Source organism: uncultured Paraglaciecola sp., from assembly GCF_913020055.1.
Classification (GTDB): Bacteria; Pseudomonadota; Gammaproteobacteria; order Enterobacterales; family Alteromonadaceae; genus Paraglaciecola.
In genome coordinates this window covers 1-25476 of record NZ_CAJWCF010000070.1, presented here as the reverse complement: position 1 = coordinate 25476, position 25476 = coordinate 1, and the positions used below count along the sequence as shown (strand labels likewise).

The 25476-nt window shown below is 39.9% G+C and carries 20 protein-coding genes, 1 tRNA gene and 1 pseudogene; 7 read left to right on the top strand and 15 right to left on the bottom strand.

The window, feature by feature from the left end; all coding sequences use genetic code 11:
- From QZ488_RS14740 to gcvT, 4 genes and pseudogenes are all read right to left on the bottom strand, one after another.
- Positions 1-119, bottom strand: a pseudogene (locus tag QZ488_RS14740) (IS1595 family transposase); the annotation flags it as partial.
- 469 nt (positions 120-588) lie between these two features.
- On the bottom strand, positions 589-3501 hold the full coding sequence (gene gcvP, locus QZ488_RS14735; protein WP_293750119.1) for an aminomethyl-transferring glycine dehydrogenase: 2913 nt from the start codon (positions 3499-3501) through the stop codon (positions 589-591).
- Positions 3502-3619: 118 nt separating this feature from the next.
- A complete protein-coding gene (gene gcvH / locus QZ488_RS14730; RefSeq protein WP_293750117.1) occupies positions 3620-4009 on the bottom strand; it encodes a glycine cleavage system protein GcvH in 390 nt (129 codons plus the stop codon).
- 35 nt (positions 4010-4044) lie between these two features.
- Positions 4045-5124 carry a glycine cleavage system aminomethyltransferase GcvT gene (gene gcvT, locus QZ488_RS14725; RefSeq protein WP_293750115.1) on the bottom strand — a complete coding sequence of 360 codons (1080 nt, stop codon included), beginning with the start codon at positions 5122-5124 and terminating at the stop codon, positions 4045-4047.
- A 145-nt stretch (positions 5125-5269) separates the two neighbouring features.
- Here gcvT and QZ488_RS14720 point away from each other — a divergent pair, with 145 nt between their 5' ends.
- On the top strand, positions 5270-6124 hold the full coding sequence (locus QZ488_RS14720; protein ID WP_293750113.1) for a LysR family transcriptional regulator: 855 nt from the start codon (positions 5270-5272) through the stop codon (positions 6122-6124).
- Between the two features lie 76 nt (positions 6125-6200).
- Here QZ488_RS14720 and QZ488_RS14715 read toward each other — a convergent pair whose 3' ends face one another.
- From QZ488_RS14715 to QZ488_RS14705, 3 genes are all read right to left on the bottom strand, one after another.
- Positions 6201-6371, bottom strand: coding sequence for a hypothetical protein (locus QZ488_RS14715; RefSeq protein WP_293750111.1), 171 nt, complete (start codon positions 6369-6371; stop codon positions 6201-6203).
- Positions 6372-6773: 402 nt separating this feature from the next.
- Complete coding sequence (locus QZ488_RS14710; protein WP_293750108.1) at positions 6774-7808, bottom strand: XrtA/PEP-CTERM system-associated ATPase; 1035 nt, start codon at positions 7806-7808, stop codon at positions 6774-6776.
- Between the two features lie 79 nt (positions 7809-7887).
- Positions 7888-8529, bottom strand: coding sequence for a hemolysin III family protein (locus QZ488_RS14705; RefSeq protein WP_293750106.1), 642 nt, complete (start codon positions 8527-8529; stop codon positions 7888-7890).
- 269 nt (positions 8530-8798) lie between these two features.
- On the opposite strand from QZ488_RS14705, the gene QZ488_RS14700 reads away from it, so the two are divergent.
- Positions 8799-9110, top strand: coding sequence for a GIY-YIG nuclease family protein (locus tag QZ488_RS14700; RefSeq protein ID WP_293750103.1), 312 nt, complete (start codon positions 8799-8801; stop codon positions 9108-9110).
- Entirely contained in the window at positions 9100-12036 is a 2937-nt protein-coding gene (gene glnE / locus QZ488_RS14695; RefSeq protein WP_293750101.1) for a bifunctional [glutamate--ammonia ligase]-adenylyl-L-tyrosine phosphorylase/[glutamate--ammonia-ligase] adenylyltransferase, read from the top strand. Before QZ488_RS14700 ends, glnE begins: the two co-directional genes overlap by 11 nt.
- Positions 12037-12054: 18 nt before the next feature.
- On the opposite strand, the gene QZ488_RS14690 is transcribed toward glnE, so the two are convergent.
- Positions 12055-12624 (bottom strand): toxin co-regulated pilus biosynthesis Q family protein, encoded by a 570-nt coding sequence (locus QZ488_RS14690; RefSeq protein ID WP_293750121.1) that lies wholly within the window; start codon positions 12622-12624, stop codon positions 12055-12057.
- 89 nt (positions 12625-12713) lie between these two features.
- Positions 12714-13646 (bottom strand): LpxL/LpxP family Kdo(2)-lipid IV(A) lauroyl/palmitoleoyl acyltransferase, encoded by a 933-nt coding sequence (gene lpxL / locus QZ488_RS14685; protein ID WP_293750099.1) that lies wholly within the window; start codon positions 13644-13646, stop codon positions 12714-12716.
- A 125-nt stretch (positions 13647-13771) separates the two neighbouring features.
- Between lpxL and QZ488_RS14680 the strand changes: the two genes are divergently transcribed.
- The 4 genes from QZ488_RS14680 to QZ488_RS14665 all read left to right on the top strand — a co-directional run bounded on the left by QZ488_RS14680 (position 13772) and on the right by QZ488_RS14665 (position 20526).
- Positions 13772-16909: a response regulator gene (locus QZ488_RS14680; RefSeq protein WP_293750097.1), complete on the top strand. Its 3138-nt coding sequence runs from the start codon at positions 13772-13774 to the stop codon at positions 16907-16909.
- Positions 16910-17075: 166 nt separating this feature from the next.
- Positions 17076-17582, top strand: a complete 507-nt coding sequence (locus QZ488_RS14675; protein ID WP_293750094.1) for a DUF3087 domain-containing protein — start codon at positions 17076-17078, stop codon at positions 17580-17582.
- 364 nt (positions 17583-17946) lie between these two features.
- Positions 17947-19857, top strand: coding sequence for a bifunctional diguanylate cyclase/phosphodiesterase (locus QZ488_RS14670; RefSeq protein ID WP_293750092.1), 1911 nt, complete (start codon positions 17947-17949; stop codon positions 19855-19857).
- A 93-nt stretch (positions 19858-19950) separates the two neighbouring features.
- The gene (locus QZ488_RS14665; RefSeq protein WP_293750090.1) at positions 19951-20526 is read left to right on the top strand and encodes a thymidine kinase; all 576 of its coding nucleotides are present in this window, start codon (positions 19951-19953) and stop codon (positions 20524-20526) included.
- 130 nt (positions 20527-20656) lie between these two features.
- On the opposite strand, the gene QZ488_RS14660 is transcribed toward QZ488_RS14665, so the two are convergent.
- The 6 genes from QZ488_RS14660 to QZ488_RS14635 all read right to left on the bottom strand — a co-directional run bounded on the left by QZ488_RS14660 (position 20657) and on the right by QZ488_RS14635 (position 25476).
- The gene (locus QZ488_RS14660) at positions 20657-21253 is read right to left on the bottom strand and encodes a hypothetical protein (protein ID WP_293750088.1); all 597 of its coding nucleotides are present in this window, start codon (positions 21251-21253) and stop codon (positions 20657-20659) included.
- A gap of 391 nt (positions 21254-21644) precedes the next feature.
- Positions 21645-22142 (bottom strand): acetolactate synthase small subunit, encoded by a 498-nt coding sequence (gene ilvN, locus QZ488_RS14655; RefSeq protein WP_293750085.1) that lies wholly within the window; start codon positions 22140-22142, stop codon positions 21645-21647.
- Entirely contained in the window at positions 22142-23860 is a 1719-nt protein-coding gene (locus tag QZ488_RS14650) for an acetolactate synthase 3 large subunit (protein WP_293750083.1), read from the bottom strand. The genes ilvN and QZ488_RS14650 overlap by 1 nt, the downstream gene beginning before the upstream one ends.
- Positions 23861-24050: 190 nt before the next feature.
- Positions 24051-24434: a DUF413 domain-containing protein gene (locus QZ488_RS14645; protein WP_293750081.1), complete on the bottom strand. Its 384-nt coding sequence runs from the start codon at positions 24432-24434 to the stop codon at positions 24051-24053.
- Positions 24435-24684: 250 nt separating this feature from the next.
- Positions 24685-25173: a DUF4442 domain-containing protein gene (locus tag QZ488_RS14640; protein WP_293750079.1), complete on the bottom strand. Its 489-nt coding sequence runs from the start codon at positions 25171-25173 to the stop codon at positions 24685-24687.
- A 228-nt stretch (positions 25174-25401) separates the two neighbouring features.
- A tRNA-Gly gene (locus tag QZ488_RS14635) sits at positions 25402-25476 on the bottom strand.

Genomic DNA, 25476 nt, shown 5'->3' with positions numbered 1-25476 from the left:
CGACTTCCTTTTTCAGAGCGAGCGAATAACGTTTCATCCGCTTCTATAATCCCCTCTAGCTGCTTGGCCTTCAGCGTGGCTGGTAACGTCAGAAAACGATGCCTCCATCGAAAGGAAGTACCAAGTGCATATTTTTATCGATCCCGATCACTCAATAACCCGATCGGCATCATGTTAATACGCTAAATTAACAGGACATCCATGTTAATTACTTGCAATGCAAGTGCAAAAGGTCCTAGTCGGCAAAGCCGATGCTCTTGCCCTACCCTCGACTCAATGCTCGCCGATTATTAGGTGAATTTAGTCGGGCAATTTGCAAGGACGCAAATTGAGTTTGCCATTGCCGGGACCAAGTGCAAACGACCTGCTAAATTTGCCTAATAATTGGATGAAGAGCATTGCCCTCGAGCGGCACTTTTTGCTGCTGTTGGCAAAAAGTAAGTCATTCAGAAGGGATTCTGTGTGAAAAAAGCCATGGTTGGCAGTGCTCACTAGAGCATAAACGGCGTAGCCTCAAAAACAAAGAAACGAGCCTAAGCTCGTTTCTTTAAATAATTAGAAAGTTTGAAACCCTTTCAAAAAAGGAAATTAGTCCTCTCTATAACTATCCAAATCGGGGCAACTACAAATCAAATTCCTATCCCCAAACACATCATCAATCCGATTCACCGATGGCCAAAACTTATTCCTAGCCACTGCAGCAACGGGGTAAGCCGCAAGCTTTCTGTCATAGCTTCGGTTCCACTCACTGTCGCAAATATCTTCAAGTGTGTGGGGAGCATTATGCAGCGGGTTATCTATGCCATCCCATTCACCTGATTCTACTTTAGCGATTTCACCGCGGATTGAAGCCATGGCTTCGATGAAGCGGTCGAGTTCGGCTTTCGCTTCTGATTCTGTGGGTTCGATCATTAACGTACCCGCTACTGGAAAACTCATAGTAGGTGCGTGGAAACCATAGTCGTTTAGGCGCTTTGCAATGTCGACTTCGGTCACACCTGAACTTTCTTTTAATGGACGTAGGTCAACAATACATTCGTGGGCTACACGGTTATTACGGCCGCGGTATAACACTGGGTAATGAGTCGATAATTTTTCAGCTACATAGTTGGCGTTAAGTATGGCCACTTCTGTGGCTTTTTTAAGACCCGCGCTGCCCATCATTTTGATGTACATGTAGCTAATAGGTAAAATCGAAGCACTGCCCCAAGGTGCAGCTGATACAGCACCGTGTTCACGGACTTGTGAGTCACCTGCGTTTTCCACACCTATTACTTTGTGATTAGGTAAAAATGGCGCTAAGTGGGCTTTAACACCTATTGGCCCCATACCTGGGCCGCCTCCACCGTGCGGAATACAGAAGGTTTTGTGTAGGTTTAAATGCGACACGTCTGAACCAATGTAGCCTGGCGAAGTGACACCTACTTGGGCATTCATGTTGGCGCCGTCCATATACACCTGACCACCAAATTCATGCACTATGTCGCACATTTCTTTGATGGTTTCTTCGTATACACCATGAGTAGATGGATAGGTGATCATGGCACATGCTAGGTTGTCGGCCACTTCTTCGGCTTTTTTGCGTAAGTCGGCTAAATCAACATTGCCGTTTTTATCGCAGTTTACCACTACCACTTTCATGCTAACCATTTGAGCGGATGCAGGGTTTGTGCCGTGAGCTGAGCTAGGAATGAGGCATACGTTACGGTGCCCTTCCCCCCTACTCTCATGATATTTCTGGATGGTGATCAAACCTGCGTATTCGCCTTGCGCACCTGAGTTAGGTTGCATAGATAAGGCATCGTAACCGGTAATATCAATTAACCATTCGCTCAGTTCATCAAGCATTTGTTTGTAACCTTGGGCTTGCGCGATAGGTGCGAACGGATGTAATTGACCAAACTCAGGCCAAGTAACAGGTAACATCTCGGCTGTGGCATTCAGCTTCATGGTGCAAGAACCTAACGAAATCATCGAGTGATTTAAGGCTAAGTCTTTGTCTTCTAGAGATTTGATATAACGCAGCATTTCAGTTTCTGAGTGATAACTGTTAAATACTGGATGGGTTAAAAATTCGCTTGTTCTAACTAAGTCTGTAGGGATTGACTGACTACCGTTGTCGATAACCGCTTGGTCAAAGGCTTTGATATCGAGCTCAACATTGGCTCCAACAAAGGCTTGGTACAAGGCCTGAAGATCATCACGAGACGTAGTTTCATCTAAACTAATACCTAACGCGCCATCCACATCTGTGCGTAGGTTTAGGTCGTTTGCTAAGGCAGCAGTAATGATCTGTTGTTTATTACTGGTTACTTTGACCGTTAACGTGTCGAACCAAGTGTTATTAACCAGTTCAAACCCTGCTTTAACTAGACCCGCCGCTAAAATATCAGCGAAGCGATGAATACGTGAAGCAATGGTTTTTAGGCCTTCAGGGCCATGATAAACCGCATAGAACGAGGCCATGTTTGCTAACAATACTTGGGCGGTACAAATGTTGGAATTGGCTTTTTCGCGGCGAATATGTTGTTCACGAGTTTGCAATGCCATGCGTAAAGCGGGTTTACCACGGGTGTCCTTTGATACACCTATAATACGTCCAGGTAATGAACGTTTGTAACTGTCGCGGGTAGCAAAAAAGGCAGCGTGAGGACCACCATAGCCCATAGGTACGCCAAAACGCTGGGCACTACCTAATACTACATCGGCACCCATTTCTCCTGGTGGCTTAAGCATGACTAAGCTCAATAAGTCTGCAGCAACGGCTACAATACCCTTATTGGCTTGCACGGCTGCGATGATATCGGCAATGTCGCTTACTGCGCCTGAAGTGCCAGGGTATTGTAATAGCGCGCCAAACACATCGTGTTGACTGGCCTCTTCTGCTTTACCAACAACCACCTCAAATCCAAACATATCGGCGCGAGTTTGCACTACATCTAAGGTTTGTGGGTGTACGTCATCAGCCACAAAAAAGGTATTCGCTTTACGGTTTTTCGATATACGTTTTGCTAGCCCCATTGCTTCAGCGGCAGCGGTGGCTTCATCTAACAATGAGGCTGACGCTAGTTCCATTCCCGTTAGATCAATGGTGGCTTGCTGGAAATTAAGTAGGGCTTCTAGTCGGCCTTGAGCAATTTCTGGTTGGTATGGCGTATAAGCGGTATACCAACCTGGATTTTCTAGTACGTTTCGAAGGATCACATTAGGTGTTAGCGTGTCGTAATAGCCCATACCAATAAACGAACGCATCACTTTATTCTTGCTCGCTACAGTTTTTAGGTAGGCCAAAGCATCAGCTTCTGTTTGTGCCTCACCTACTTTCAACGGTTGGGGTAAACGTATGCTTTCGGGCACAGTTTGCTGCATTAAATCATCTAGCGATGCTGCACCGATTGAAGCTAGCATGTCTGCCATTTCTGCTTCGCTGGGGCCAATATGACGACGAACAAAATCCTGTTTTTGTTCAAGTTCTGATAATGAAAAATGAGATAATGACATGGCTAACTACAAATTCCTGATGTGAGCAAAGAGTAAGAACCGTTCAGTCCTCACTCTTCTACTAGAATAATATTTAAATAAGACTTAAAGGCGATGAAACCATTAACGTGAGTAAACTTTACTCGTCTTCGATGTTGCCTTCGTACCCTTCGGCATCAAACATACCTTCTACTTCTTGTGGGTCTTCTGCTTTGATCTTAAACAACCAACCGTCGCCATATGGGTCTGAGTTGACCAATTCTGGTGTGTCTTCTAGATCTGTATTGACTGCCAAGATTTGACCGCTGATAGGAGCGTACACATCAGATGCTGCTTTCACTGATTCGGCAACAGCGATATCGTCGCCTGTTCCTACTTCAGCACCTACATCAGGTAGCTCAATAAACACCATATCACCCAATAATTGTTGGGCATGGTCGCTGATACCGACAGTAAACACCCCATCGCCATCAGGGCGAACCCATTCGTGAGTTGAAGCGTAACGTAAATCTGCTGGAATATTGCTCATGTTAGTTCCTAATAATTATCTAATTAACTGTATTCTTATAAAACACTTTTACCATTTCGGACGAAGCTGGGTTTAACCACATTTACTGTAACCCACTTTTTGCGTATTTCAACCTCGGCGCTATCGCCAACTGTTGAAGGTACCCGCGCCATAGCAATACTATGACCTAGTGTGGGTGAAAATGTACCAGAAGTAATCACCCCTTCACCATCAGTCACTTGCACTTTTTGTCCGGCGCGTAATACGCCTTTATCGGTCATCACTAAACCAACTAACTTGTCTGTGCCTTCTGCTTTTTGTTGCTCTAACGCCTGACGTCCAACAAAATTCCTGTCACTTGGTTCCCAAGTAATAGTCCAAGCCATGTTCGCAGCCAATGGTGAAATAGTTTCATCCATATCTTGGCTATATAGGTTCATGCCAGCTTCTAAACGAAGTGTATCTCTAGCACCTAAACCACAAGGCACTACGCCCACATCAAGCAATTTTTGCCAGTAATCAGCGGCATCAGCAGCAGGTACCATAATTTCGTAACCGGCTTCGCCTGTGTATCCAGTAGTTGCTATAAATAAGTCTTCTGCTTGCACACCAAAAAAGGCCTTCATGCCTTCTACCGCTTCTTTTTGTGCGGCAGAAAATAACTGTGCGGCTTTGCTTTTAGCATTCGGGCCTTGCACTGCAATCATGGCAAATTCTGGTCGTTCAGTGATAGTGACATCAAATGTTTCGGCTTGTTTTAACAGCCAATTCATATCTTTTTCACGAGTGGCAGAGTTCACCACTAAACGATAATTGGTTTGATCGAAATAATACACGATTAAGTCGTCTACAACGCCGCCCGCTTCATTAAGCATGCCGCTGTACAATGCTTTGCCTTTGTCTTGCAGTTTAACCACGTCGTTAGCCAACAAGAAACGCAGGTATGCCTGTGCCTCATTACCCTTAACATCCACTATGGTCATGTGAGATACATCAAACATGCCCGCATCTTTGCGCACCGCGTGATGTTCTTCGATTTGCGAGCCATAGTTAATGGGCATTTCCCAACCATGAAAGTCGACCATTTTGGCACCTGCTTCCAAGTGTTTGGCATGTAAAACCGTTTTGTTTGGCATGAAATACTCTGTCCGTAATGAAACAATGGCAAAAGTATAGAGTCAGTAATCGACTACAACAAATTGAAATATGTAATGTTTACATTTACTTTTCTTATCAATAAACGAATAATCATTTAAAACTCTTATTTAAATAATCGTTAAGATGAAACAACTATCACTGGATAACCTACGCACATTTGTCACTGTGGTGGATTTAGGAGGCTTTGCAAAAGCTGGCGAAAAACTCGGCCGTTCGCAACCCGCGGTAAGTCTGCAAATAAAACGCTTAGAGCAACAATTATCAAAGCGTCTATTTGCTAAACAAGGGCAAAGACAGGTCGTTAACCAAGATGGTTTAAATTTGTATAAAACAGCACTCACCATGCTGGAGTTAAACGACGGTATTTTTCGCCAATTTCAACCTACTTCGTTGAAAGGTAGATTACGACTAGGCATTCCAAGTGAATTTGCTACTACTTTACTACCCAGTATTATTGGCGAATTTGGCAAGTTATATCCAGATGTGTCCCTTGAAGTCACCTCAGCATTAAGTAAATCTTTGCTAGGGGATGAACAGCGCAGTAATTTCGACCTGGTGATGGCTTTGGTCGACCCTGACATTGAAGTGGACGGGCAAGTAGTATTAATTGATAACTTAGTCTGGGTAGGCGATCGCAGCTCTGCATACTCGCATACACATTTATCTTTAGTTTTAGCACCTGATGGATGTGTATATAGAAGTCGCGTGATCAGTAAACTAAAACAACAAACCCAACAATGGAGGATAAGCTATACCAATGCTGATTTAAGTGGCATCACAGCAGCCATTAAACAAGGATTAGGCATTAGTGCATTGGCTAAGAGTAGTGTACCCAAGCAATTAGATATCATTCAGCATGACCATCTGCCAGAGTTAGGCACAATAAAGATATGTTTGTTTGCTGGAAACTCTCAACATCCCCAAGCCAGTGCGAAATTAGCAGAGTTTATTCAATCTAAATTAACCCAGCACAATTAAAACAAGTCCCAATAAAAAAGCCGCTGCTTGTTGTTTAAGTTAAACAACAAGCAGCGGCTTTTAAGTAGCTTATTAGTTAGGCGCCTTGCTTAATAATAATTAAGGTCACACAACTAACCAGTAATAACAGAGACATCATTCTCTTACTGTATTTTCCGTGATAATAAGCTTTACGTCGTTCCTTGAATACTGGCCCATCAGAGTGTAACCCTGATGCTTCTCTTCTTTCACCAATCAAACGTTTCATAGAACTTCCCAAAAATAGAACAAATAAACTGAAGGTTACTTATGTTTATTTATTGTACGATCTAACCCTCGGATAATATCTTAACCTGTTAGTTCAACTATTACATCGGATATTTTAACAAAAACTTAACTTAATTTGCCTTTTTACCCCGTATTTGCCTGTTATTTAGGCATTAATATCCTTCTCATGCAAAAAAGTGGATTTAGTAGGGTAGAAAGTGATTTAAATCGAAAATGGCTTACTTAGAATGAATAACGTTAAGACTAGCTTAAAAGGAAACACCTGGAGCGCATCGTTCTTTGTCGCAGTTATTCAGAAGGTGCACGAATTAGATTAACCCTATCTTAAATGAAACGCCTCAGTGGTTCTGAGGCACCTATTTTGCACTGATAGGGTTATACATTAATCATCAGACTTCAATCGCACATAAGTTTTGTACTTTTTTTGCAACAAACGGTCAATGTAACGAGTGAGTTTGATTTTTTGGCTAATAGCATTATCTAAAGCATCAACCAATTCAGTGAGCATGGTTTTATAATACTCTACGTCTTTAACTTGTCCTTCTTCGGTAGGGCCATCAAGTATGCCTTTAGGCTGTGATTCTGTTTGGGCCTGTTTCACAGGTTGAAACATCTCTTCCGACACTTCTTTGATCACGTTCTCAACAGCTTCTTCGTCTAATGTTTCTAGTTCTTCAAGAAAACCAAAAAGCAGAATTCTGTCGACTAAAGTATTAATTTTTCTTGGTACACCATGAGTAAATTGGAAAATCAGGTCATAGGCTCCAGCTGAAAATAGTGCCTTACCATCCCATCCTGCGTGTTGCATACGATATTCAATATAGGCTTGGCACTCTACATCAGTTAACGGAGCAAGATGGCATGACGCCACAATACGCTGTCTAAATTGCTCCATGTTTGGTGCTCGAAGAATAGGTTGTAACTCTTCTTGGCCAAGTAAAAAGCTTTGCAATAAAGGTTTACCCGAAGCTTGGAAATTAGACAGCATACGTAATTCTTCAATGGTTTCTAAAGGTAGGTTCTGCGCCTCATCAACCAATAATAATGCTCGTTTACCTTGTTTATGCAGGTCCATCAAAAATGCTTCAAGATCATTTAAAATATCAGACTTAGTACTACCTTTAACTGGCACATTAAACTTGCTGGCGACCATTTTCACCAATTCGTCAGGTGTCAATTTTGGGGTGACTATTTGTGCAGCAACGATATCTTCCTGCATGTCATTTAGTAAACTGTTGGCAATGGTAGTTTTACCCGTACCTATGTCACCGGTAATAACAATAAAACCTTCAGCTTGAGATAGTCCATATTGTAAATATGACATGGCACGTTTATGCCATTTACTGCCGAAAAAGAAGCTAGGATCGGGCGTTAATTGAAAGGGTTTAGAAGTTAGTCCGTAATAATTTTCATACATAATAAAGAACCGCTTGATTCGCTAAGAAGAAAAGGAAAGTCTTAACCCTAGCTTAAGCCATCTGCCTAAGGCATAGCAATCAAATAACGTAACTATAAATAGCCCAAAAATGACAAAAGCTACCTGCTGCAACAAACACATGCCAAATAGCATGGGTAAACTGAATTTTTTTGGCTGCATAAAATACCACACCCACCGTATAACAAAGGCCACCGGCTAACAGCAAATAAAATCCGGTGGTTTCCAAAGCGTTATACAACGGATAGATAAAAAATATTGCTAACCACCCCATCAATAAATAGGTCACCAAAGACAACTTAGGAAAACGATTATTAGCAAAACACTTAAACATTATGCCAACGATAGCAATTGACCAAATCAATACCATGGCGACTAAACCTAAAGTCCCACCCACTGCCAAGGTCATAAAAGGCGTGTAAGTACCGGCTATCAATATATAAATAGCACTGTGGTCGATGGTCTTTAATATTTTTTTCAAATCAGGCCGACTTACCCAATGATAAAGTGTCGAAGACAGAAACATCAACATCATCGAAAAACCATACACCACACAAGCAATTTGCCCGTAGATTCCATCAACTCGTAACAATAAAAACACCAACCCCAAAAAAGCAGCGATAAACCCCAGGCCATGAGTTGCTGCATTTAAAGATTCTTCAAGAGGGGAATAAGGGCGAACAGCAAGTGTAGAGTCGGTCATTAATTTGGATCTTAAATAAACAAGAATTGAATAGTATAATTTCAGCGTACACTTGTACACTGAAATTATACTATTCAATTCTTGTTTGGAGTGAGTATAAATATGCGGCTAAGTTTTTCTGGCTATTAATAGCGAAAAACAATGACGGAACCAGCAAAAAATTGGTCCATATTACTGATGCTTTTGTTTTGTATTTTGCTCCACTAGTCGAATTCCTCCCATCATGTACAATCCCACTCCTGACCCCAAATAACTCCAAGAGTAAATTAGTGACCCCATGGTACATCTACATAGTCGAAAACAAATTAAGCCAATACTACACTGGCATTTGTACCAACATTGAACGACGATTTGCAGAACATCAGTCAAGCGGGCCTAAATGTGCCAAAGCGCTTAAAGGCAAAGGCCCACTGACACTCAAATTTCGGTGTAAGGTTGATAGCCATTCTGACGCACTAAAATTGGAAATTTGGATTAAAAAATTGAATAAAGCTGATAAAGTAAAATTGGTAAACAACAGACTTTGTGATGCTCCAATACAAAACCTGCTAATGGTTGAGGTTAGTAAACATGAAAAATAGTCCGTTAACACCACTTCCCGAAGAATTGATTGCCATCGGTAATCAGAGATGGCTGGAATTGACTTCACATCGTCAATATTCTGTTAGCTTCGAGACGTTTGAACAGCAGATAAAATCTGCTTTTTCACTTAGCGACTTCATCTACGAGCAATGTCTAAAAAATCCGATTTGGCTATCGGACTTACTGGTCGAAGAATTACTTTTTGCCAAGCAAATTGAATACCAACAACAGCTTGAACAGCTATTGACCGAAGTGGATAGTGAAGCCCTTTTACAACAAAAACTCCGACAGTTTAGAAATTTTCAGATGCTGAGAATTGCTTGGCGCGATTTGCTCAACATGCAATCAATAGAGAATTCATTAGCGCAAGTATCTGACCTAGCACGGCAATTAATTGTTCAAACAAATAATTGGTTATATCAATCCTTACAACCCAGATTTGGCTTGCCAGAAGGCGAACGTGGTCCTCAGCCCTTGTTAATTTTGGGCATGGGAAAGTTAGGTGGTGGTGAACTTAATTTTTCTTCAGACATCGATTTGATTTTTACTTATCCTTCAGTGGGTGTTACCTCAGGTGGCAAAAAGTCGGTAGAAAACCAACAGTTTTTTACTAAATTGGCCCAGAAAATCATCACTGCATTGGATCAAATAACTGCTGATGGACAAGTGTATCGGGTGGATATGCGTCTAAGACCATTTGGTGACAGCGGCCCACTTGTGATGCATTTTGATGCAATGGAAGATTATTACCAAGAACAAGGGAGGGACTGGGAGCGTTACGCAATGCTCAAAGCATCTATCCTAAATTTACCTAGCCCTTACACACAAGAATTATCAGATATTCTGCAACCCTTTATTTATCGTAGATATTTAGACTTTAGTGCTATTGAGTCACTGCGTAGTATGAAATCGATGATTGAACAAGAAGTGCGCAGACGTGGCCTAACAAACAATATTAAGTTGGGTGAAGGTGGGATCAGGGAAGCAGAATTTGTAGTGCAAAGTTTGCAATTAATTAACGGTGGCCGAGAGCCAAGTCTGAAAGTTCAAAGCTTACAATTAGCCTTATCTGAACTAGTGAAATTAGAAATATTACCGGCGCAAAGTGCTAATAGTTTACAACATAGTTATTTATGGCTGCGTAAAATAGAACACTGCCTACAACAATTTGCGGACAAACAAACACAAGTATTACCCGATAACAACACTGACCAAAAACGTTTGTTACATGTACTTGGCATAGACAACTATGAAGCCTTTAAGCAACAGTTAGCGCAACACTGCGCCACTGTCCACCAGCAATTCTCGTTGTTGGTCAAAGAAGACCTAACAGCGCAGGATGATGTTGCAGATGAACAGCAACAAGGGGCTAGAGATCTTTGGCAATTACAATTAGATGTCGAAGAAACACAAAGTATATTAAATCATTGGCATTTAGCAGATGAAGTTAACCAAACGAGTTTGCCAATCGGTGAAGATGTTTGTCAGCAAATAAACGTATTTAAACAAAATTTGACCAAGCAGCGCATTGGCCAAAGGGGTCTGACTACTCTAAATAATCTGATGCCGGTGATTATCCATAATATCCTGAGCTCAACGGCAAAAGATCATGAAGAGTTATTTAGGCGTGTATTAAGTGTTTTACATGCCATATTAGGCAGAACTGCTTATCTGCAATTATTATTTGAAAACCAAGCGGCATTATTCCACTTAGTTAAATTATGCGCTGCCAGTCCTTGGGTGACGGAGCAAATAGCGCGTTTTCCGTTGTTACTAGATGAACTACTCAATCCTGTTTCTTTTTACCAACCCGTGGCCTTTAATCAATATGCTGATGAACTGCGCCAATCGTTATTGCGAGTGGAGCCAGAAGATCTAGAACTACAAATTGAAACTCTACGCCAGTTTAAACTAACTCAACAACTAAAAATCGCAGCGGCCGATATTTCAAATGCATTGCCGGTAATGCAGGTCAGTGATCATCTAACTCATCTAGCCGAAGCTATTATTGTGCAAGTTGTGGATATTGCTTGGCAACAAATGGTTGCCAGATATGGTGTACCTGTATGTGAAACACAAGGGCCAAAAAGCATTCAGAACAAAGGTTTTGCGGTTTTGGGATATGGTAAGTTAGGTGGATGGGAATTGGGTTATGGATCGGACTTAGATTTAGTCTTTTTGCATAATTGTGATGGGCAACAACTGACCAATGGTAAAAAGCCTCTTGGAGCGACGGGGTTCTATATCAAACTTGCTCAGCGAATCTTACATATATTCACGATCAAAACGGGATTAGGCTTACTCTACGATGTAGACATGCGATTACGCCCATCAGGCAACGCTGGTTTACTGGTATGCCATGTGGATGGCTTTGCCACTTATCAAACTGAAAATGCTTGGACATGGGAACATCAGGCACTCGGCAGAGCCAGGTTTATAACAGGTTGTCGTGAATTACAGGAACGTTTCAGTGCAGTACGCTTAAATATTTTGTCAAAACCAAGAGTCTTATTGGAACTAGCAGAAGAAGTGGTTTCGATGCGAGAAAAAATGCGTGAGCATTTGGCCAAAGGTGATGCAAAGAATATCGATTTGAAACAGGATGCTGGAGGCATTGCAGATATAGAGTTTATTGTGCAGTTTATGTTGTTGGCTCACACATGTGCTTTTCCTAGCTTAGCCAAATGGCCTGATAATGTGAGGATTTTAGCCGACTTAGCAAAATTATCTCTCATTACAAAAGCTGAAGCAGACACCCTCAATCAAGCATATTTGGAGTATCGTAACTATGCCCATCGACTGGCCTTACAAAATGGAGAATTAGCTGAAATCAATGCATCCCTTGTTGATTTGCAAACAAAAGTAAAAGCGATTTGGCATAAATATTTAGTTGAACAAGTAAAGAATTCTGACGAAAAAACATAGGTCACCAGATAACAAAAATTACCTTCGCGCCTCCGCACATTGCTTTTCTAAATATTCAGACGATTTGGCAGTAATAACCAGTGAGCGTTGGCGAGGACACATGTACGCTTTTACTTCACCATCAAAATTAGCATCGATAGCTTTAGCAATCATTTTTAAACTGCCCAAAATAGAATCATCAAGTTGAAAAGGGTGTTTGACAATAAAGTCTTGCTCAAGTTCCCAAATTACTTGCATGCCTTCTGACTGAGCATAATCGGTAATAGCACTTCGAAGTGTACTTCCGGCCTTGAATGAACGATGTTTGTGCTCCCCTACCCATCTTCCTGACACTGGTTTTTGTAGACTTTCCATTTTTTGTAAACGTTCGCCCAATGGCGTATCGGCTTTTTTTACCGCCATGACAAAGTCTCCTAATCCTTCTTCACGAGGATGGCGAGATGACAAACGGTAATCTGCATAAAAATTACTCATATTACTGGAAATACTCTTTTTTCTGGTATCACCTTCAGGACGCACACCCGATTCATTGCTTTGCTTCAGGACCAAAACTATAACGGCAATCGCAATAATCATGAGTGCAAGCATTACATGTTTAAGCCAAAATAAAGAATTAGAGACTTGTTTCGTTTTTTTCATTAACCTTTCTAACTATTGTTTACATTCATTATATACCCTCAATCATACAGAGAAGGATCATCAGCATTAGGTCTAGTCTTAAACCGCTTATGCATCCAAAGATATTGCTCCGGCGCAAGCATTATCATTTTCTCAATCATCTGATTCATACGTGTCACATCATATTTATCGTCACCTGAAGGGAAATTCTCCAGTCCTGGCAGTGCAATTATTTTATATCCCTTATCTGTTCTGATAGAAACTAAAAAAACGGTCTCACAATTTGCCTGCTTTGCGAACAACAATGAGCCAGTTGTTGTTGCTACATCTGGCACTGCAAACAATGGTGTAAACTCACATTTTGATCGTCCATAATCTTGGTCAGGTAAATACAAACACAACTCGCGCTCATCTAAAGCACTGATTAACCCTCTGACATTTCGCTTGTGAACCATGTACTTATTACTACGTTTACGACCATAGTATTGAATATATTCCATTAACCTATTGTTGTGTTTACGATAAAAAACGACTGACGGATATTTTAGACCGGCTATGCGGCAAGCGAACTCTAAATTCATATTGTGTATTGCATAGGCGAGTACACCTTTGCCTTTGGCTAAAATGGCCTCTATATGTTCAAAACCTTCAAATTCAGCTTTGCGAGTAACACGCCATGTTGGCCACCACCAGCCCATGCCTGTCTCTAGAATTGCCATACCGGCATAATCTAGATTAGCATCTAACATGGTTTGGCGTTTTTCTGGGCTTAATTCAGGAAAAGACAATTCCAAATTGCGTTTAGCAATGTTATAGCGCTTTTTTGCAACAACTTTGAGCAGTTTCCCCAATAGTTTTCCTATACTTTTTTGTACTCGATAAGGTAACCAAGACAAGCAATACAGAATGAGAATACTCAACCAAGTTAACCAGTATTTAGGTAAAAAAAACGCTATTTCAAACTTAGGGGCGACTACTTTTTTAACTGACAAACTGCTCTCCGACTAATTCATTAGGCGTATTCTAATACTTTAAGCCAATAGGCAACATAAAAAAAAGTGTTAAAATCAATAGTTCTATCTACAAAAGCGCCTTTTCGCTGCATTTTGAGGGAATAATGGAATATAACAAAACTGCAATCTCAATAGACAATGCAGGCAAAGAAGTAGAACGACTACAGGCCATTTTGGATTCAGTCTCAAGTGCTGTGTTTGAGATATCTTCCCTTGGCGAAATTCTCTATGCTAATCAAGCTGCAGTAAAAATGTTTGGTTATGCCCTAGAAGAATTCGAACAAATGAATGTCGCTGATTTAGTGCCCACACGATACAGCTCTGGGCATCAAAAACACATAAATCAATTTTTCAAAACTAACAATGAACGCTATATGGGTAAAGGTGAAGCTTTCCCTGCTTTGCATAAAGAAGGCCATGAGTTTTTTGTCACGATCAATTTAAAGCCCTCATGTAATGATCAGAAAAGTTCAGTAATAGCCACCCTATCTGAATCATCAAAATTAAAAAGTGCTCAAGATGAGTTAGATAAAAGCAATGAGCGTCTCAAAGTAGCAAAGGAAGCAGCGCAAATAGGCGTATGGGAGTTTAATGTTGATACAAAGAAGCTCATTTGGGACGAACAAATGTTTTTGCTCTACCAGCGTGATCCAAAATCATTTAGTGGCAATGTATCAGAATGGCGAGATTCATTACATCCCGACGATAAAGAGGCAACATTTCAGACATTAAAACTGACCCTGCTTGAAAATAAAATATTTGATAGCACCTTCAGAATAATCATGCCTGACAAGCAAATACGCTATATAAAAGCCTACGGACATGGGGTGCGTGATAACGCCGGAAAAGTATCTAAAGTAATAGGAGTTAACTACGATCTTACTGAAAGTTTTATCATCCAAGAAAATCTTAAAGAAAGCCTTAAAGAAAACTTAGTACTAGCCAAAGTAGCAGAGGAAACCATTAACGCCGTTGTCTTGACCGATGCCCAAGGCAAAACAACTTGGGTTAATAAAATGTTTACCCATATCACCGGATACGAATTAGACGAGGTTAAAGGTTTTAGCCCAGGGGCAATATTGCAGGGTAAAGATACGGACCCTAATGCAATAAAAGAGATGAGCAAAGCACTTAAGAATAATCAAGGATTTAATATAGAACTATTAAATTACCATAAAGATGGCCACCCATTTTGGTTGCGGATTAATTGCCAGCCATTACATGAGCAAAATAAACTCGTTGGCTTTATGGCGATTGAAACAGACATCACAGAAATAAGAAGCCTAGAACAAGATCGGCAATTACAACAAGAATTATTAGTACGCACTGGAAATATGGCAAAACTTGGAGGTTGGCAACTTAATTTGTTAACCAACCAGATAATTTGGTCTGATGTGGTTTACAACATTCACGAGTTGCCAGTTGGTTCAGAGATAGATCTAGAAAACGCCATAAACTATTACTCTCCAGAGTCGAGACCCAAAATTCAGCAAGCAATTGCTTTAGCAATAAAAGATGGTACACCTTGGGATCTCCAAACCCCTTTTACTACCGCCAAAGGCAATAACATTTGGGTGCGCTCAGTGGGTTATGCAGAGTTTACTAAAGGTGTAGCGACTTCTCTTAGAGGTGCTTTTCAAGATATCACCGAGCTTAAACAAGCAGAAGAACAAGCGAAAAGCGAATTTCTAGCCAACATGAGCCATGAAATTCGCACTCCTATAAATGGCATATTGGGTATGAACGATTTACTTTTGAATTCAAACCTTGATGAAAATCAACGTCACTTCGCGCAATTAGTCAAAATTAGTAGTCACTCGCTTCTCCATCTAATTAATGACATTTTAGACTTTTCAAAAATTGAAGCTGGCAAACTCAATATTCAATTACAGGACATAAATTTATATTCATTACTCAGCGACACCATTGATACTATGGCTGCTCGTGCCCATGACAAAAACCTTGAACTGGTTTTGAATATTGACCCAACATTGCCTAGATGGGTGAAAATTGATCCTGATAGAGTCAAGCAAGTTTTGAACAACTTATTGAGTAACGCCATTAAGTTTACACAACAAGGCGAAGTGGTATTAAAGGTCGAGAGTGCCGGCGATGAATCATTAAAATTTACAGTGATTGATAAGGGTGAAGGTATATCTGAGGACAAAAAATCACAGCTGTTCACTAAGTTTATGCAAGTTGATACTTCAAGCACTCGTGAGTATGGCGGCACTGGCTTAGGCCTAGCTATCAGTAAACAGTTAAGCGAAATGATGGGCGGAAAAATTACAGTCCAAAGTGCTATAAAACAAGGCTCTACTTTTTGCTTTACCGTAAAATCGGAACCATCTGGGCAAACATCCGCTCCGACAACTCAGAGTTTACTTGCTCCTTTAAGTGGGAAGAAACTGCTCGTTGTAGACTCCCACGCAAGTGTGGGACATTCGGTGGTGAACTTTCTAATGCAGGGGGATATCGAAGTGCATTGTGTGAGTAACGCACAAGAAGCGATAAGAGCCTTACGGTTTGCTCATGAAACTGAAAAACCTGTCGATTATGTTTTGATTGATATAGCGCTACCTGGCATGAGTGGTATAGAACTGAGTAAAGCTATAAGAGAAGACCAACGCTTTTCTAATATGAACCTCTTTTTAATGACGGCCCAAGTTGGGGGAGTCAACATAGTTCAAGATTCCGCTATAAAAGTCACTGATTATCTTGGCAAACCACTTAAACCCGACGCGCTTATTGCTGTACTCCTGGCTACACTTGATAAAAAACCAACAATTGAACAACGACAGTTTCACCAAACGAGTCCATCCGAAAAGCCTGTTCTGAAAAAACCTAATATATTGGTTGTAGAAGACAACTATATTAATCAGCAAGTCGTTATTGAAATGTTGAAGAATTTGCATTGCCAACACCACCTTGCCGAAAATGGTCAGGAAGACTTAAATTCGCTCAAAACATCCAACGTATCATTCGATTTGATCTTAATGGACTGCCAAATGCCGTTGATGAATGGTTACGATGCCACTAGGCACATTTGTGCAAACAAAGACGGGCTGTTTAATCAGGATATCCCAATCATTGCATTAACCGCTAACGCAATGAAAGGTGACGATACAAAATGTTTAGAAGCAGGAATGAATGACTATCTGGCCAAACCTATTTTATCTGAACAATTAGCCCAAATGTTAGATAAATGGGTGGTTCGTGAAAAAAGGAAGACCAACAAATAGTTGATTTAGAGTAATTACATTCGATCTATTTATTAAGAATAATATCTATTGGCAGTCACTATAGAACGACTTAGATGTATTAGATTTATTAACCTATGTATAATTCGATAATCAAAATTTTCCCCTCTCATTTTTTTACATTTGTCATTTTATTATTAGGACCTTTATGCATCTCATTGAAATAAATAAAGCGCGTTATCGCCGACACTTAAATCAAGTTATTGCTTTGTGTATAGGAAGTTTAGTGATAGGCAGTTTAGCTATTTCACAAACGCTAATTGCATTATTTCCTGATGAAAGTGGTAGCCATTTTAATTGGAACTTACTTGGCGTAGTGATGACAAGTGTCACAATTGCCTGGTTTCTTCATAAATACCGTACTCACGACTTTATGACCGAAGTTGTCTATGTATGGGAACTCAAACAAGCACTGAATAAAATCAACCGAAGGATGCCTAAACTTTTAGCCGCAGGGCGCCAAGGTGATTCCAATGCGTTAATCGCTATTCATTATAGTTATGCAGGTTCACGCCTATTATGGCAACTAGACGATAACACTATCGTCATGGATGAGTTATCAGTTCAACAAGCAGAGCTTGATAGTTTAGCTAATCAGTATAACTTAACGCTAAATGTAGATAATTACGACGAGCAAATTTTAAAACAATTTTGAGGTGAACAATGTGTCACTATCAAAATTGGAATGCCTGTAGATTCCGTTACTTTTATTATTTTCAACCTGCGCATAATGATATCAAATACGATTTACCCACTATTTGCATCTTTGTTGCCAAGTTTATTCCAAAAATTAAACTAGATTAATTTGGGATTAATATTAAACTGATCTTAATGACATCAATGACGTATTATATTTTGTATTTTGATACTAAATATGATTATTGGTTCGATTTTTCGTAAGGTATGACTACATCAAAACCAACACCACTCTCGAGAAAGCGTCACACTTAGACGCAGCAACATTGCTTTATAGCAATGGTCCTATTGGGATAGTTGTTAGCGCTCTAGCCAGCAGTTTAATGGTTTTTGGCATTAGCGGCGAAACTGTCAATCAACCAAAACTCATATGGTGGTTTTTCATCAGCGTAATTTTACTGCTGAGGATAGTCGATTGGGCAGAGTGGAAAACAAGAAGTAGTAAATCTGCATCATCAGGGCAACTGGGGGTGCAACGTTTCGCTATTGGGAGTATTTCAACGGCCATCGCTTGGTCAATATACGTGGTCTTTTTCTACAATCAACTTAACGATACTGAGCTATATGTCGCAATTGTTGTGATGTCCTCGTTTGCAGGCGGATCGTCTTCTCTTTTAGCTGCTAGTCGCTTTACTGCAATCAGCTATTCAATGATTTTATTGGTACCCATAGCTCTGATGGGGTTATTTTCTGATGAAGAACATCGTCAACTGTTAGGCATTTTGGGTGTGGCTTTTGTGTTGATTATGTTTATTTCTCGTATCAAAGCGTCCCGCTTTACCTCTGACGCAATCCACCAAAAAAACCTGAATGCATTATTAATTGCAGAACTGGAAAACGAAAAAAATCATATTGCATTAACTAATAAAGAATTAAAAGTCACCTCCAGTGAGCTAAATCAAACCAATATTAATTTAGAAGACGAAGTTAAACGACGCACTGAAGAAATCTATCAACTCAGTAATCGCGACTCCTTAACCCAATTAGTCAATCGTAAAGCCTTTACTAAAAGTCTTGAGTCGTTGATAGAACTATCAATTGTAAAAGACAGTCCTCTTGCATTACTGTTTATTGACCTAAACGGCTTCAAAAAAATTAACGATACTATGGGTCATAAAGTAGGTGACTCAGTTTTAGTGCAGGTCACTCAAAGGATTTCGGCGTTTTCTGAAAATAACCGTGCTGGGCGATGGAATGGTGATGAATTTTTAGTGGCATTACCCTATAGCGATCAAGATACAGCCATGTCTATCGCTAAGGCTATTGCAACGAGTATCACACAACCTATCTATGTGCATGGCAATGAATTACATCTATCAGCTTCAATTGGCATAGCGATGGCGCCTGCTCACAGTTTGTCAGCAACTGAACTTATTCAACTTGCTGACTTAACAATGTGTGAGCAGAAACAATCTGACAATAAACTTCCTCGTGTGTTTTCCAATGACCTAAAAGAAAAAATTGCGGCATCGCAAATGATATTAGAAGGTCTGCAACATGCAATTGAAAGAAAACAGTTTTACTTATGTTACCAGCCAATTCAGACAGCAAAAGACAATGTATCATTTGCATTTGAGGCGCTGTTAAGGTGGAATTTTAACGATAAGTTTATTGGACCTGATGTGTTCATACCATTAGCCGAAAAGTCTGGGCTTATTAAGGAAATCGGCGCTTGGGTATTAAATCGTGCCTGTATGGATGCAAAACATTGGCAATTTAATCAGCAGGCAGCAGTTTCTGTCAACGTGTCTGTAATTCAGTTGATGGATGATGGGTTTATTAGATTATTGGATAACTGCCTACGAAGCAGTGGATTGGCTCCTGAAAGGTTACATCTAGAAGTAACAGAGTCCACATTTGTAGAAAACAAAGTCAAAATTCGTCAACAGTTAGAGCAAATTCAAGCTCGTAAGATTGACATATCAATCGACGATTTTGGTACTGGCTATTCTTCCTTGTCACAGCTGCAGTCTTTACCCGTCAATTACGTAAAAATAGACAAATCTTTTGTAGATAACATTGAAGGAAAAGGCGAAGCCATAATACGTGCTACTTTGTTCATTGCCCGTGAATTGAATTGTCAGACTATTGCGGAAGGAGTTGAAACAAAAGAACAAGCCATTGCACTTTCAGCCATGGGGGTTGATTACCTACAAGGTTATTATTTCGCTAAACCAATGAAAAACGAAGACTTAGTTATTTGGCAAAACCCCATCACTAGTATTTTTTCTTAAGCTTTCTGTAGAGTCCATTAATCTTTCTATTGGTGATTTTAATTTGTCACTAATCAGGGCAAAATAGCTGTTTTTTACCGAGAGCTCTTATTCATGGCGCAACTTTACTTCTATTACTCAGCGATGAACGCTGGAAAATCCACGTCTTTGCTTCAATCAGCCTACAACTATGCCGAAAGAGGCATGAATGCTGAAATCTTTACCGCCGCATTAGATGATAGGTTTGGTCAAGGTAAAGTCGCATCTAGAATAGGCCTTGAGTCCTCAGCACACCTTTTCACACCAAAAACCAACATGCAGTCAGCCATAGAAGTCTTACTAGCTAAAGGTAAGGTGGATTGTCTTTTTATTGATGAGGCACAATTTTTAACTAAGCAACAAGTGCAGCAGTTAATATATATTGTTGACAAGCTTAATATACCAGTATTGGCTTATGGTTTACGCACAGACTTTTTAGCAGAAACCTTTGAAGGCAGCCGCTACCTTTTGGCATGGGCTGACAAAATGATAGAATTAAAAACCATTTGTCATTGTGGAAGAAAAGCGACTTTTGTAGTCAGAATCGATGAAAATGGACAAGTAGTAAAAGAAGGCGAACAGGTAGAAGTGGGCGGAAATGATAGGTATGAATCAATGTGTCGACTGCACTTCGCAGAGCTTGTTTGGTAACCAATCTAGATTATTTTAGTGCCCCAAAATAGAGAAATAGTAAATTTTACTAGCCTTTTTAAGCATAAAAAAAGCAAACAGCCTTCACTGTTTGCTTTTTAAATATCACTTCGTTTTAAAACAATATTGTTTATTGGGCAGTTTTATCAGCGATGTAACTCATAACGTTAGTCGCTTCACGTGACTGGAAGAACTCACCTAAACTTTCTCCAGCACATGTTACATTGTCAGCATCAAGTACTTTGTCGATTACTTCTTTTTTAGTAAAACCTAAATTACCGATTTGACTGCTTACAGCACGTCTAAACAAACCAACATTATTTGTTACCGCGGATTTACAGAAGTTTTTAAAGTTTCTATCACCTACAAATTTATATTTACTGGTTGATGCAGTTTTAACTTCAGCTTCAGTACCAGTTAAGTAGTCAGCAATATCTTGCGAGCCACGAGACTCAGAAAACGCAACCAGATTTTGACCAGCACATTGAAAATTATCACCACTGGTTAATAACATTAGCATTTTACGTTTGCTAGCATTTAGGCGAAAGCCGTGTTGTTTTACATTCTTTTTGAACAAACTTAAGTCATTAGTTGCAGCGGCCTCGCAAAGATCAGCGTATTGAGTATCGCCAACAAACTTAAAATTACTCGCGCTTTTTAATGATGCACTTGCGTTAAACGATAATGTAGCGGCACAAATAACAGTGGATAAAAGTAACTTTTTCATAAAACACTCCAGTAATTTAAATTATTTAAAATATGGTCGCTGAGTTTGTTGCCTCAACCTGATGAACCCAATTGTAATTAAATTACAAAAATAAGTTGTTTTTTTTCTGAGAGGTTTTGATTAACAAATTGTAAAGAACGAAAACAAAAAGACACAAAACTTGCAAGCCGTTGGTTTAAAACAAATTTAGTGGAAACTTATATTCTTTATCGGAATAAGGATAGAGTTATTGGGTATCAACGAGACTGTAATATAATTACACAAAAACGTATTTTAACTACAGTATGTTATAATAAACACTTAAAAATCTCATTTTTCAAACAACTTCTGAAAGTTATTTACAAAAAAAGCCCGTTAGGGCTTTTTTGAATTTTGATATATAAACGCTATTTTATGGACGTAGCGCTTTTTCACCTCTAGATAATCCACATACGCCCGTTCTCGACGCTTCGATAATTTCGGTACTTTGGCTCAATGTATGTGCAAAAGCATCTAACTTATCACTGGTACCTGTTACTTGAATTGTATAATTGTTAGCATCTACATCAACAATTTGCGCCCTGAATATATCGACATTACGTTTGATCTCTGCTCGGATCAACTCACTACGGGTTGCTACCTTAACCAGCATTAATTCGCGCTCAACATGATGACCATCAGATAAATCAGTCACTTTTAATACATCAATCAACTTGTTAACTTGTTTGGTGATCTGTTCGATGACTTTATCATCGGCTTCAGTGACAATCGTCAAACGCGACAAACTCTTGTCATCGGTTGGCGCAACGCACAAAGAGTCAACATTATACCCACGTTGTGAAAATACCCCCACAATACGTGACAAAGAACCGGGAGCATTTTCCATTAATACAGAAATAATTCTTCTCATTATGTACGCTCCGTTTTACTTAATCGCATATCATCCATTGCACCAAATTTAATTTGCATAGGATAGACGTGTTCGTTTTGATCTATTTCTATGTCCATAAATACCAGTCTATCTTTAGCCGCAAAACATCTTGCCATTGCCTCATCTAACTCTTCAGGCTTAGTCACCCTTATACCAATATGCCCATAAGCTTCAGCCAACTTAACAAAGTCAGGCATTGAATCCATATAAGAATGTGAATGACGGCCTTTATAGATCATATCTTGCCATTGACGAACCATACCTAACGCGCGGTTGTTCAAAGAGATAATTTTGATAGGCAAATTGTACTGCATACAAGTCGCTAATTCTTGGATATTCATTTGAATACTGCCATCACCGGTAACTACTGTAGACACAGCTTCCGGGTGTGCCATTTGAACCCCCATAGCAGCTGGTAAACCAAAGCCCATGGTGCCTAATCCACCAGAATTGATCCAACGTCTGGGTTTAGCAAAAGGATAATATAATGCGGCAAACATTTGATGTTGACCTACGTCGGAACTAACGTACGCATCGCCATTAGTATGCTTATATAAAGACTCTATTACTTCTTGGGGTTTAATTAATCCATTGTCTTTTTTATAATCTAAACATTTACGAGAACGCCACTGCGTTATCTGCTCCCACCAATCGGCAACTTTTTCTTTTTGCGCCTTAGCATCAATTTTGCCCATCTCTTTAAGTAACTGCTTAGCCACTTCATCTATACTGCCAACAACAGGCACATGAGCGCCAACAATTTTAGAAATGGATGCGGGATCAATATCAACATGAATAATGTTCGCATGTGGACAGAACTTATCCACATTGTTAGTCACGCGATCATCAAAACGCGCGCCTAAAGCTAAAATACAATCGGCATTATGCATCGCCTTATTCGCTTCCAATCTGCCATGCATGCCTAACATGCCAACAAACTGTTCGTGAACAGACGAAAAGGCACCTAAGCCCATCAAAGTAGAAGTGACAGGTGCATTTAGTTTTTCAGCTAGTTCTGTCACTAAGTCACTGGCTTCTGCTGTTATCGCGCCACCACCAACATAAAGAATAGGTCTTTTTGACTCTAGTAAGGTTTTAACCGCTTTCTTAATCTGCTTGTTATGTCCTTTAAGCGTTGGGTTGTACGAACGCATAGTGACATCTTCAGGAAATTGATAAGGGTGTTCTTCTGAAACGTTAACTATATCTTTAGGTAAATCAACCACCACAGGTCCAGGACGACCTGTATTGGCAATGTAATAAGCCTTGGCAATCGCTTCAGGAATATCTACAGCACGTTTGACCAGAAAACTGTGCTTAACGATAGGCCTAGAACAACCCACCATGTCTGTTTCTTGGAAAGCATCTTCGCCAATATGCTTAGATGGTACCTGACCAGATAAAACCACCATAGGAATTGAGTCCATAAACGCAGTGGCAATACCGGTAATAGTATTAGTTGCTCCAGGACCTGATGTAACTAATACAGTACCTGTTTTACCCGTTGATCTGGCATAACCGTCTGCCATATGGGCAGCGGCTTGTTCATGACGGACGAGGACATGTTCGACATTTTTTTGAGCGTATAACGCATCATAAATATCTAGTACGGCACCACCTGGATACCCGAATACATGTTTTACCCCTATATCTTTTAGCGTTCGCACAACCATTGCGGCGCCTGACATCATCTCCATCAGAATCACTCCAGAAAATTATTAATTTAAAATGAAGGAGCACTATACGTGAGCGATTAGGAAATTTAAACATGAAAATGGACAAAAGTGAGATACATATCCCAATATACGGGTATATTAGGATAGAAATTCTAATTAATGGTGTTTTTAAACGATTTTTAGGATAAAATTACATTTCATTAACAACTATTTATTCATCATCCATCTCAACTTCCAAATCATCTTGTTCGATAGTTGCATCATCATCACTATCATCGTCTACCAATACTGGTCGATGATTGCCATAGACGTTGCCTAATTTAGGGCGATTGATACGTTTCTGATATTTTACCCATGCTTTTTCAGCTGCACCTTCTGGCTCTTTTTTGCCAAATGCAGCAGCTAACAAGTTATTGTCTTCGCTTGTCTCTGGCTCAATTTGGCCGTCAACTAAAGCAGCAATTAAACATCCATATTGAGATAACGCTTTGCTTTCACTAATTGAAAAATCGCCAGAACGTGAAAAACCATAAGGATAATTTTTCCCATCACTGAACATCCGTTTGACTAAAAGCTCTCTCGTAAGTTTCGCCATAACAACCCCCACAAAAAGTAAGTTAATAAGATTTATGATCATTGATTAAATAAAAGACGGATACTAAGAGTTAACGAAGTCAGTACACTCGTCTCGTTTAACTTGCTTTATAATTTAAAATCAAAATCTGTCAACTATTTTTGTATGAATTATCTGATTCAAATGCTGGATATTTCTAATGAGTCTGAGAGCGGGAATGGACCTTTTAAAATCACATATATACCCGCACTATTCCAAAGCCTAGATCGCCTTACCTTTTTGCAACCCACGCCCATATCATTTCACATTCAATCGGCTCAATTCCGTTGGCATCAGTGACGTTAACTTTAACGTTCACTTCACCTTTTTCAGCTGTTTGCATCAAGGCAATTTGTTTGTCTGTTAAACTGGCTACAGCCGTCATGTCACCCGTCGCACGTTTAACGTAATTTAGGTCCATACGTTTTATCAGGGGTAACTTATCACCCGGCAAATTAATCCCAACAATAAAGCCAGTGCAAGACTCAGCCAACAGCGCCATGGCAGCTGCATGCACACTGCCAATATGATTCTGTGCTTTGCGTTTATTCTTTTGCCGATATGTAGCGGTTTTTCCGTCTGTTTGCAGCACTTCTATGCCTGTTGTGCCCGCTAGTTTAACTTTATATCTAAATACCCAAGTCATGAGTTTCGCACTCAACCAATTGGGATATGTGTTTACTTTGTCTACAAATTTTCTTAAAGGATTAATTACAGCCATGACTCACGCCTCTGGTTAGACCAGTTGCAATTATGAATTTGTATGCCTTTAATAGCAATGCTTTTGTTTAAGGTGTAACTCATACCATCGAATAAATCGGCTTGATATATTTGAGGTTTAAAAGTCTAGGAAGATGTATTTGGGATAAAAATGTTTAACGCTAACTGCGTTGTCATGCAAAGTTTGCTTGGTAAAATGATTTGAGCTGTATTGAAATTGACTAAACATTGGAGCGGGAAACGAGATTCGAACTCGCGACCCCAACCTTGGCAAGGTTGTGCTCTACCACTGAGCTATTCCCGC